The following is a 10,793-nucleotide window of genomic DNA, read 5'->3' as shown; positions in this document are numbered from 1 at the left end:
GCGCACGGCATCACTTCCCTGCAGAACTTGGAGGAAGCGGGAGCAGCGATTTTGCCGCCGGTTTCCCAGTTGCGCGAAGCATCGAAATTGGTTGCGGCAGCCGTCATCCAAGCTGCCATCGAAGACGGCGTAAATGGCGTTGAAATAACGGACCCGATGGAAGCTGTCGAAGCTGCCATCTGGAAAGCGGAATATTAGGACAAAAAGCACGTCCAAAAACGGAAGAACCGACAGGAAGGAACGGGATGAATGGAATATCGGATTGAACATGACTCATTAGGGGAAGTAAAAGTAGCAGCGGATAAATTATGGGGTGCACAGACGCAGCGCAGTCTGGAAAACTTCAAGATCGGAATCGAAAAAATTCCGATGGAAGTCATCTATGCATTGGTCGAAATCAAGCGGGCTGCCGCAGCCTCAAACCATGAAGTCGGTTTGTTGGATGAGACAGTGGCAAAGGGCATCCTTTTAGCGGCTGATGAAGTGCTTGAAGGCAAATGGGACGATCAATTTCCTTTGTCCGTATGGCAGACCGGAAGCGGTACGCAATCCAATATGAACGTGAACGAAGTGCTGGCGAACCGAGGCAATCAGCTTGTTGACGGCGGCATCCATCCCAACGACCATGTGAACAAAGGCCAGAGTTCCAATGATACATTCCCGGCTGCCATGCACATTGCCGGTGTACTGTACATAAAAAATAAACTATATCCGGCGATTGAACAATTGATCGGCACCCTGACCCGCTTGGAACAGGAGAATGCGGCGATTGTCAAATTGGGCCGTACCCATCTGCAGGATGCGACGCCATTGACATTAGGCCAGGAAATCAGCGCATGGCGCGTCATGCTGCAGGAAACCAAGGCCATGATCGAGGACTCCTTGAAATACATGCGACAAGTAGCTTTAGGCGGGACCGCGGTCGGAACGGGACTGAATGCCGATCCGGTCTTCATCCAAAAAACAATCGAAAAGGTTGCGGAACGCACGGGCGAGCCCTTCGTCGGAGCTGAGAATAAATTCCATGCGCTGACAAGCAAGGATGCTTTTGTGCATACGCATGGGGCAGTCAAAGCATTGGCGGCCAATTTCTATAAGATCGCTAATGATGTCCGTTGGCTGGCGAGCGGTCCGAGAAGCGGAATCGGCGAAATCAGCATCCCGATGAATGAGCCGGGAAGTTCGATCATGCCCGGAAAAGTCAATCCGACGCAATCCGAAGCCGTAACGATGGCCTGTATCCAAGTGATGGGCAACGACAGTGCCATCGGCTTTGCGGCTTCGCAAGGTTCTTTCCAGCTGAACACCTATATGCCGCTCATCGTGAACAGCTTCATGCAGTCTGTCCGCTTGCTTGCGGATGCACTGATCAGCTTTGATGAAAACTGCGCAAGCGGAATCAAGGCGGAACAAGTCAAAATCAAACATAACCTGACCAATTCCTTGATGCTGGTCACTGCGTTGAACCCTTACATCGGCTATGAGAAAGCAGCCAAGATCGCCCAGAAGGCTTTCGTGGACGGCACTTCCTTGAAAGAGGCGGCTGTCGCGATGGGGCATGTCACTGCTGAAGAGTTCGACCAGTACGTGGATCCGATGAAGATGGTTTAATTTTTTCCGACGAAGTGCGGGTCGACAGGCAAGTTCAGTCGATCCGCTTTTGTTGTCTATTATTTTGAAGCAGAACAAACATAGGAGGCCTAAACATGGATATTACCTTGGAATTGATGAAGCACAGCATTTTGGAAGGCGAGCGGATCCTGCTGCGTCCGGTCAGTTTGGCGGATGCTCCGGATATGTACGCGTATGCTTCCGATGAGGAAACGACCCGTTTTGTCTTCGAAACGCATCGTGATCGGGCAATGACGGAAGAGGCCATCGCGAATTACTTCATGGCGGCGCCAGCGGGAAAGTATGCGATTGTAGTGAAGGACACTAATAAGATGATCGGGACGATTGATATCCGTCCAAACCTGATCGACTGCATTGCGGAAATAGGCTATACCTTGAACAAGAATTACGGCGGGAACGGCTACATGACGGAAGCGGGAAAGCTCATCACAGCGCTGGCTTTTGAAGTTTTGGAACTGGAAAAAGTCTTTGCGATGCATGATATCCTGAACCCGGCTTCGGGCGAAGTGATGAAGCGCATCGGGATGCAACCGGAGGGGATATTGTGCAGGCATAAAGTTTTCAAAGGGTGCAGCTGCGACATGGCTTATTACGGAATTCTGAAAGAGGAGTATTTCCAGCAAGCGAGGGAAATCTGAAACGTAAAAAAGCATTGCTATTTCGGAGCTTTTCTCATACAATAATTAGTGATTGAATGTAAGGAACAGTAGATGGATGATGGGCAAAGAGAGTCTTTCCTAGGCTGGAAGAGGGACCCCCACTGATCCGTTGAACCTACCTGACAGTATGCCATAGAAATATGGCCGGTTTTCTGCCGTTACCAGATGTTGAGTTGGGCTTTCGCCAATAATGAAAGCCAATGAAGGTGGTACCGCGGAAATACATCAGGAAAGTATATTTCGTCCTTGTTAAGGATGGATTATGCTTATTTTTTTGCAATCAAATAGAAAAAATATTTTAAAATCAGGAGGAAAAACATGAGTAACTTACAAAAAGAAGATTTTTCAGCATGGTATATCCAAACCATCAAACAAGCTGATCTGATGGATTATTCACCTGTACGCGGCTGCATCATTTTTAAACCGGACAGCTATGAAATCTGGGAACATATCCAGGAAGAATTCAACGCACGTTTCAAAGAGGAAGGCATCCGCAACGCCTACTTCCCGATGCTGATCCCGGAATCATTCTTCACAAAAGAAAAGGACCATATCGAAGGTTTCAGTCCGGAATTGCCATGGGTAACGGAAGCTGCCGGCGAAAAATTGGAAGAACGTTTGGCCTTGCGTCCAACATCGGAAACGATGATCGGTACGGCTTTCGGTGACTGGATCAATTCTTACCGCGATCTGCCGATGGAAATCAACCAATGGGCAAACGTGTTCCGTTGGGAAAAGAAAACCTTGCCGTTCTTGCGCACTTCCGAGTTCCTTTGGCAAGAAGGCCACACAGCCCATTCCGATGAAGAAGACGCGCGCCGCCGCACCATGCGGATGCTGCAAGTCTACAAAGAAGTCATCGAAGGTTTGTTGGCAGTGCCTGTCTACGAAGGGCAAAAAACGCCTTCAGAACGTTTCGCAGGTGCGGTTGATACCTACTCCGTAGAAGCGATGATGAAAGACGGAAAAGCGGTTCAGGCCGGCACTTCTCACTATATGGGCACAAAATTCGCGGAAGCATTCGACATCAAATATTTGAACCGCGATAACGAACACGTTTATGCGCATACTACTTCTTGGGGCGTCTCCACACGTTTGATCGGTGCAATGATCATGGTTCACGGCGATGAACAAGGATTGGTGTTGCCGCCTAAAGTCGCAGCGAAACAAGTTGTCTTGATGCCGGTTGGCCCATGGAAGAAGAAACCTGAAATCGTGGAACGCCTGGAAGTATTGCAATCAGAATTGAAGTCGGCGGGTATCCGCGTATTCTTGGACGACAGCGACAACTCGCCTGGATTCAAATTCAACGAGTGGGAACTGAAGGGCGTACCGATGCGCATCGAATTCGGACCGCGCGATATGGAAAACAACCAAGTAATGGTGAAAATGCGTGACCTTTCCGATAAAGTGGCTGTATCCTTGGATGAAATCATGGACTTCGTGCCGAAAGCATTGGACGAAATGCAAGTCCGTCTGTTGGAAACGGCCCGCGAAAACCGCAAAGCCAATGAATACACCAACATCGATACGTTGGACGAACTGAAAGCACATATCGAAGCGAAGAAAGCAGCAGGCGAAGTGCCTGGATTCGTATTGGCAGGATGGGACGGCGAGCTTGAAACGGAAGCGAAAATCAAGGAAGAAACTGGCTTCACGACCCGCAACATGCCTTTCAACCCGCCAGTCGAAAAAACAACCTGTATCGTATCAGGCAAACCAGCCAAACACACAGTCTGGTTAGCAAGAGCATATTAAAGGATACGATGAATCCCACTCTAGAAATCGAGCACTAAGAGGAAATCTGCAACGCGACCCGGTTTTGGTCGCGATGCAGATTTCAGCTTAGGCACTCAAACGTCACAGTGCGACGTTTGAGGTCTTTAGCAATCTTTGTACCAAGTCAAGTGATGAACTTTCTGATAGGGATTCAGAGTTCGACTAAAAAAACAGGACCCACTCCACATTAACTCTATGCGGAGTGGGTCCTGTTTGTCTTTTCGGCATTACTTTTTGTCGGCGTCCTCTGGGTGCAGGTGCACGATTTTTTCCCCGCCCAAAATGTTTTTCACATCAGTACGGCGTTTGTCTTTTTGAGCTTCGACCAGTTTCTTCGGTGTAATGTCATTACCCTCAGGATCGTAAACTTTTGAATTCAAAAGGATTTCATCAAAAGAACTGCGGAACGATTTAATGTAGGTTTGACGCAGTTGCTGCTGCTCGATTTTTTCGGTTTCGGTCAGACCTTCCACCGTTTTGGCTTTACGGGCCAATTCATTGATTCTGTTCAATAGTTTTTCCATTTATGTTTCTCCTCTCATGTGGAAGGAGATTTCAGAAGTGTTTGTTGTACCAAGCTTTCGCTGCAACAACCTCTTCATTCGTCAGTGAGTGTCCAGCGTTTCCCCAATAAATGGATACATCACTGCCGGCTCCTTCTAGTGTTGCCTTCAATTCCATGCTTTCTTCCGGTGGGCAAAGCGGATCATTTGTGCCCGCACCGATAAAGACAGGAAGGGAATGCAGATCAGGCAATTGACGACTGCGGAACGGGACCATCGGATGATGAAGGATGGCTCCTTTGACCGCATCTTTGAAAGAGTATATCATACTCCCGGCTATATTTGCACCATTTGAGTATCCAATCGCTACGATGTTATTCCGGTCGAAACCATATGCTTTGGAGGCATCCTCCAAGAACGCAATCAATTCCTTTGTGCGGTAATCCAAGTCATTTTCGTCGAATACGCCTTCTGCCAAACGACGGAAATAACGGTTCATTCCAGACTCGGTCACGTTTCCGCGCACACCCAGCAGCGAAGCCTCCGGATCGATTGCCTCTCCGAGGAACAATAGGTCGTGTTCGGTTCCGCCTGTGCCATGCAATAACAGCAGCAAAGGCTTTTCCGGATTCCCTTGTTTGAAAATATGTTGATGATTCATCAATACCAATCCTCTCTGTTTAAACGTTGCGGACTTCGAACGGGATGAGTCCAGCCGTCAGTTCAGCGCGTCTGCTTTCGTACTGCGGCGGAAGCATCAATTTTTGGCCCATTGTTTCGCGGGGCTCATCTATGACGAATCCAGGCGAATCCGAAGCGATTTCGAAAAGGATGCCGCCTTTTTCCCTGAAGTAAAGGGCTTTGAAATAATTGCGGTCCCGGACAGGAGTGGCATGCTGTCCTAGGGCGGTGACATGCTTCAGCCAATCCAGATGATCCGCTACATCTTTTGCCCGCCATGCGATATGATGGACGGTTCCGACGCCCATGACACCAGCACCGACGGAGGTCATTTTGATGTCGACGGTATTGCCGAGAGCAGCTTCGGAACGGAAACGGATCAGATCATCTTCCTGCCCGATGCGTTCCAAGCCCATCACTTTTTCGACGACAGCTGCAGTTTCCTCGGGCGCCCCCGTCAACAGGACGGCTCCCGCAAAACCTTTGATGGCATGTTCTGAGGGGACACCGTTGAAGGAATAAGGGTTATTTTTTCCGTCTTCACGTTCCACCAATTCCAGATGCAAACCATGGGGATCATCAAAGTCCAGGTAAGTTTCCCCGAAACGAGTCGATTTATCGAACGGAACGTTGTAACCGGACAGGCGTTTTTCCCAGAATGACAGTGATCCGGCCGGAACTGCATATACGGTGATGCCGACCTGCCCATCGCCGATGCTGCCTTGGCGGGATTTGGCCCATGGGAAGAATGTGATGACGGTCCCGGGTTCGCCGTCCGCGTTGCCGAAGTAAAGATGATAGGTTTCTGGATCGTCGAAGTTGACTGTCTGTTTGATCATGCGCATCCCGAGCACGCCTGCATAGAAATCGACGTTTTCCTGGGGATGACCCACGATGGCTGTAATATGATGGATTCCTGCTGTTTTCTTCATTATAAAAGACACTCCTTTATAGTTGTTTTGGGTTTATCAAACTTGATGTCTCGAATTCGAAATAATAATAACACGAGAAAAACACGCTGTCAAATAGTAAGTGTAGAGCGTTCGGTAAATAAAAAGTTAAGATAGCAGTAAAATTTACCGCGGGGCATATGCTATAATTAAACCTACAACAACAGAGGAATGAGGGGTAATTTTGCAGGATAGCAGCATCGACCAAGTCATACGGGATTTTGTCAGTAAAGGCATTGCGGCCCATCGCATCCATAGCCTGGATGAGCGATACGCCATCAATCACCTATTGGGTTTATTAGGGATAGACGCTTATGATGTTCAAAAAATACCTTCCATTCCTTTGCCCAATTTACTGGATTCACTGGATCGGATAATCAGCTATGCGGTAGAAAGCCAACTGATTTCGGGTGTTACTGAGGAAATCGAAATATTAGAAGCACAAGTAATGGAACTGGTCACACCTTTGCCTTCCGAGGTGAATAAGCGTTTCTGGATGCATTATGAAGAAGCACCGATGCGGGCAACCGATGAATTCTATCGTTTGAGCCAGGACAATGACTACATCAAGACTAGGAAAATCGCAAAAAACAAACATTTTTCGATTGATTCCAAGTACGGCAAGCTGGAGATCACGATAAACCTTTCCAAACCCGAGAAGACGCGCCAACAGATGGAAGCTGCGCGTCAATCGGAAGGCGGCAACTATCCTGTTTGTGCGCTCTGCATGGAAAACGAAGGATATAAAGGAAGAGCAGGTGCGGCAGCAAGAAGCAACCATCGGATTGTGCGTCTTCCTTTGTTCGGGGAAAACTGGGGCTTTCAATATTCGCCTTATTCCTACTATAACGAGCACTGCATCATCCTTTCCGAAGAGCACGTGCCCATGCATGTCAATGAAGAGACGATTGCGAACCTGTTGGAGATCGTGACGGTTTTTCCACACTATTTCATCGGATCCAATGCGGGTTTGCCGATAGTCGGAGGTTCCATCCTCAGCCATGAACATTATCAAGGCGGGCGTCACCATTTTCCCATGGAAGCTGCCAAAGTTCTCCGGACCTTGGCGCTGGAAGGTTTCCCGGAAGTCGAAGCCGAAGTACTCTTTTGGCCGCTTTCGGTCATACGTCTCCGTTCTGAGGAAAGAGGAGAGGTCGCTGCCGCCGCGTGCACCATTATGGAAGCATGGCAAAACTACAGCGACCCGCAAGCCGATATCTTAGCGGAATCGGAAGGCATGCGCCATAATGCGGTGACGCTCATTGCGCGCCGTGTCGGAGAAGCTTACGAGTTGGACGTAGTGTTGCGGAATAACCGTACAACCGAGGAATTCCCGGACGGCATCTTCCATCCGCATCCTGATGTCCAGCACATCAAAAAAGAAAACATCGGTTTGATCGAAGTTCTCGGCCTAGCCATCCTGCCGCCGCGATTGGAAACGGAGCTCGATGGAGTGGCTGACTATCTGCTGGGGAAAAATGCTGAAGTCGCATCCTGCCATCGGGAGTGGGCCGAAGAACTGAAGCAGCAAGGGCCTTTCGCAGCAGAGTCCGTCATGGAAATCATCCATGAGGCGGTCGGCGAAAAATTCCTGCGCGTGATTGAGGACGCAGGGGTGTATAAGCAAACACCGGAAGGGCAAGCGGGCTTTGATCGCTTTTTGAGCACACTTAAAAATCAACAATGAAAATACGCAGAAGAATGACGGAGGTGGAGTAAGTATGGCGACCATGAAGGACATCGCCGAAAGGGCAGGAGTCTCGACTGCAACGGTTTCGCGCGTGCTGAACCACGATGAGACGCTTTCTGTCGGGAAGGAAACGAAAGATCGGATCTTCGCAGCCGCAAAAGAGCTGAATTATACCAAAACGAAAAAAAAGAAAAGCAGGGAAAAAATCCTGCTGCTGCAGTGGTACACCCAAGAGGAAGAGTTGGATGACCTTTACTATCAAGGTATCCGTTTAGGGGCTGAAGAACGCGCCGAAGCTGAAGGGTACGATGTCGTACGGGTTTTCCATGATGTGACTTTTGATATCGAAAAGGACGTCATCGGCATCGTCGCAATCGGTAAGTTTGGAGAGCGACAGGTGCAACGGCTGATGGATTTCGGGAAGCCATTGTGCTTCATCGATTCGGATCAATTCAAATGGAAACAGGATTGCGTCATTGTGGATTTTGCATCAGCAATGGAACAAGTCATTGCCGAAATGGACAGAGGCGAACACACCAAAATTGGTTTTTTGGAAGGCAAGGAACTGACGAACGACAAAGAAATGCTGGTCCGCGATCTGCGGTCGGAGCTGTTTCTTGCCGAACTGCGCAAGCGCGGCTGGTACCGGGACAAGTATCACCGCGTCGGGAGCTTCAGCACTTCTTCAGGATACGAGATGATGAATCAGTTGCTCAGTGATAATCCGGAACAGTTGCCGACATTCCTGTTTGCCGAAAACGATGCGATTGCCATAGGTGCGCTGCGTGCTTTGCAGGAAGCGGATATTGCGGTACCTGATCAAATTTCGGTAGTCGGATTCAACGACAGTAAGGTCGCCAAATACGTCTACCCGCCGTTATCGACCATCCGTGTCGACACGCGCGAGATGGGCAACACAGGCGTATCCTTGTTGCTTGACCGGATTGCCTATCCGCGGAAAATCTCAAAAAAAATCAGCTTATCCACTGAATGGATCAAGCGCGCATCGACAAAGTGATTTTGTCAAAGCCAATATCTGAAAAACAAAGAAGCCGTCCCAACAAACCGTTACAGGTTGTTGGGGCGGCTTCTCTTCATATCATATCAAAAATGAGTCTTATTTTTTCCACTCATCGATTTTATCATTTGCTTTATCGGCTAAATCATCGACTTTGTCGCTGATATCTTCTTTGATTTCGCCCGCTTTTTCGACTGCTTCACCGCGCGCTTGCTGGAGTTTTCCTTCGAGTTCCTTTTCTGGGTCGTTCACTAGGTCGCCGTATTCCTCTTTGATTTTGCCGACAACTTTGTCCTTCATGCCTTTTAATTTATCGCCCATACCTGAATCCATGATGTTTCCTCCTTTTGATGTCACACTTATTGGCTTCGCTTACTATAACCTATTTTAAAGCATTTATTATCAGAATCAAGCAATAGCCCTTGAGTCGGACTGCATCATCCAACGTCATTCGGAAAGTATTCGGAAGGATGCATACTTTTTATCGCCTTGATTAAATGCTATACTAGATGAGCAGAATAATCAGGGAAAGGAGGCTATTTAGATGAAAATATTAGCCATTGAATCCTCAAACCAGACCATGAGTGCGGCTGTTTGCGAAAATGGCCGTTTGCTTGCAGAAGTCACCACCAATGGAAATCTTCAGCACAGCACCCAATTGATGCCCGCGGTTGACCATGTCCTCCAACTTGCCGGATGGAAGCCTGCCGATTTGGAGCGCATCGCAGTCGCTAAAGGACCGGGTTCCTATACAGGGGTCAGGATTGGAGCGACCATCGCCAAGACTTTGGCGTGGACGTTGGCGATTCCTCTGGTGCCGGTTTCCAGCCTGAAGGTTATTGCCGGAAATTGTGAAGGGGCAGCGCACAAGCTTGTCCCTATGATTGACGCACGCCGGGGCAACTGTTACACAGCTGTTTATCAATTCGAGGACAACTTGTTGGTGGAACGGATTGCCGACACACATATAGCAAGTGAAGATTGGTTCCAGCGCTTGTTGGCTGAAGAAGGCCCCTATCTGTTTGTGGGAGAGGATGTCAGCAAATACCGCGAGCGCATCGTTGCATTATTCAAGGAACGCGCGCTGTTTGCGGGAGAATCACAAGCTTTGCCGCGCGCGAGCGTTCTGGCGACACTTTCGGAATCCGGAACAGCGGAGGATCCGCACACATTTGTGCCGGCCTACTTGAAAAACCCGGAAGCTGAAGAAAAATGGGAAGAACAGCATCACAGTAATCGGAGGGAAGACTACGTTGAAAGAGTGGATTCATCGATTTAAATCCGTGTATAAGGAAATTCAGGCTGATGTTCTGGCTAAATTCCTTTCAAAGCGCGTTCCCTCCGATGAGGAAGCCTATCTGCTGCGTAATCAGCTGCCCGTCAGATTGATGGTCGGCAGAAAACAGCATATTCCGGATATTCTCTATATCGAGCGGATGAGCTATGATGGCGCGACCCCTTGGGGAAGAACGGCATTGGAAAATGATATGCTGCAGAATCCCAAATCGCTGTATTACGTTTTGTATGAAGGGTACTCGCCCATCGCTTTTTTGGGTGCCAGATTGGATGGGAAAGATATCCATATCACGAATTTGGCGGTAGTGCCCGAATTTCAGCAAATCGGTGCTGCAACTTTGTTGTTGCGTGTGTTGGAAGGTTTTGCGGACGAAAAAGGAGCCGCCAGCATCAGTCTGGAAGTGCGGATGTCAAACCAGCGGGCGAAGGCTTTGTATGCGAAAATGGGTTTTCTGCCGGAGCGGGTCAAGCAGCATTATTATCACGGCGATGGCGAAGACGCTTTGGAGATGGTATGGCCGTTAGCGGGAAAACAATCGGAAGAAAAGGAAGATGTTCATGCAACGCACGTTTGAAATCTGCGAC

Annotated in this window: 11 protein-coding genes and 1 pseudogene; 8 read left to right on the top strand and 4 right to left on the bottom strand. The window is 48.8% G+C overall.

Annotated elements, in window-relative coordinates:
- The 4 genes and pseudogenes from WBV27_RS06775 to proS form a co-directional block, all read left to right on the top strand.
- Positions 1 to 198: pseudogene (locus WBV27_RS06775) on the top strand (NAD-dependent malic enzyme); the annotation flags it as partial.
- Positions 199 to 249: 51 nt separating this feature from the next.
- A complete protein-coding gene (fumC, locus tag WBV27_RS06770) occupies positions 250 to 1,611 on the top strand; it encodes a class II fumarate hydratase (RefSeq protein WP_424200565.1) in 1,362 nt (453 codons plus the stop codon).
- A gap of 95 nt (positions 1,612 to 1,706) precedes the next feature.
- Positions 1,707 to 2,270: a GNAT family N-acetyltransferase gene (locus tag WBV27_RS06765; RefSeq protein ID WP_424200563.1), complete on the top strand. Its 564-nt coding sequence runs from the start codon at positions 1,707 to 1,709 to the stop codon at positions 2,268 to 2,270.
- 339 nt (positions 2,271 to 2,609) lie between these two features.
- The gene (gene proS / locus WBV27_RS06760; protein ID WP_424200561.1) at positions 2,610 to 4,049 is read left to right on the top strand and encodes a proline--tRNA ligase; all 1,440 of its coding nucleotides are present in this window, start codon (positions 2,610 to 2,612) and stop codon (positions 4,047 to 4,049) included.
- A gap of 248 nt (positions 4,050 to 4,297) precedes the next feature.
- Here the strand turns inward: proS and WBV27_RS06755 are convergent, their stop codons facing one another.
- From WBV27_RS06755 to WBV27_RS06745, 3 genes are read right to left on the bottom strand one after another with little or no spacing between them, the layout of a single operon-like run.
- The gene (locus WBV27_RS06755; RefSeq protein WP_424200559.1) at positions 4,298 to 4,594 is read right to left on the bottom strand and encodes a DUF896 domain-containing protein; all 297 of its coding nucleotides are present in this window, start codon (positions 4,592 to 4,594) and stop codon (positions 4,298 to 4,300) included.
- 31 nt (positions 4,595 to 4,625) lie between these two features.
- A complete protein-coding gene (locus WBV27_RS06750) occupies positions 4,626 to 5,234 on the bottom strand; it encodes an alpha/beta hydrolase (protein WP_424200558.1) in 609 nt (202 codons plus the stop codon).
- Between the two features lie 19 nt (positions 5,235 to 5,253).
- Positions 5,254 to 6,186 (bottom strand): ring-cleaving dioxygenase, encoded by a 933-nt coding sequence (locus WBV27_RS06745; protein WP_424200556.1) that lies wholly within the window; start codon positions 6,184 to 6,186, stop codon positions 5,254 to 5,256.
- A 202-nt stretch (positions 6,187 to 6,388) separates the two neighbouring features.
- Here WBV27_RS06745 and galT point away from each other — a divergent pair, with 202 nt between their 5' ends.
- Positions 6,389 to 7,891 carry a UDP-glucose--hexose-1-phosphate uridylyltransferase gene (gene galT, locus WBV27_RS06740; RefSeq protein WP_424200554.1) on the top strand — a complete coding sequence of 501 codons (1,503 nt, stop codon included), beginning with the start codon at positions 6,389 to 6,391 and terminating at the stop codon, positions 7,889 to 7,891.
- A gap of 34 nt (positions 7,892 to 7,925) precedes the next feature.
- The gene (locus WBV27_RS06735; RefSeq protein ID WP_424200552.1) at positions 7,926 to 8,912 is read left to right on the top strand and encodes a LacI family DNA-binding transcriptional regulator; all 987 of its coding nucleotides are present in this window, start codon (positions 7,926 to 7,928) and stop codon (positions 8,910 to 8,912) included.
- Between the two features lie 99 nt (positions 8,913 to 9,011).
- Here WBV27_RS06735 and WBV27_RS06730 read toward each other — a convergent pair whose 3' ends face one another.
- Positions 9,012 to 9,245 (bottom strand): CsbD family protein, encoded by a 234-nt coding sequence (locus WBV27_RS06730; RefSeq protein WP_424200550.1) that lies wholly within the window; start codon positions 9,243 to 9,245, stop codon positions 9,012 to 9,014.
- 211 nt (positions 9,246 to 9,456) lie between these two features.
- Between WBV27_RS06730 and tsaB the strand changes: the two genes are divergently transcribed.
- Together tsaB and rimI are read left to right on the top strand one after the other, a co-directional pair.
- Positions 9,457 to 10,191, top strand: coding sequence for a tRNA (adenosine(37)-N6)-threonylcarbamoyltransferase complex dimerization subunit type 1 TsaB (tsaB, locus tag WBV27_RS06725; RefSeq protein ID WP_424200548.1), 735 nt, complete (start codon positions 9,457 to 9,459; stop codon positions 10,189 to 10,191).
- Entirely contained in the window at positions 10,166 to 10,783 is a 618-nt protein-coding gene (gene rimI / locus WBV27_RS06720; RefSeq protein WP_424200546.1) for a ribosomal protein S18-alanine N-acetyltransferase, read from the top strand. Before tsaB ends, rimI begins: the two co-directional genes overlap by 26 nt.
- Positions 10,784 to 10,793 lie beyond the last annotated feature (10 nt).

The sequence above is a fragment of the Trichococcus sp. genome (assembly GCF_049589555.1).
GTDB lineage: Bacteria > Bacillota > Bacilli > Lactobacillales > Aerococcaceae > Trichococcus.
Note: the sequence above shows the minus strand (reverse complement) of the source record. Positions and strands in the feature narration are given on the sequence as shown.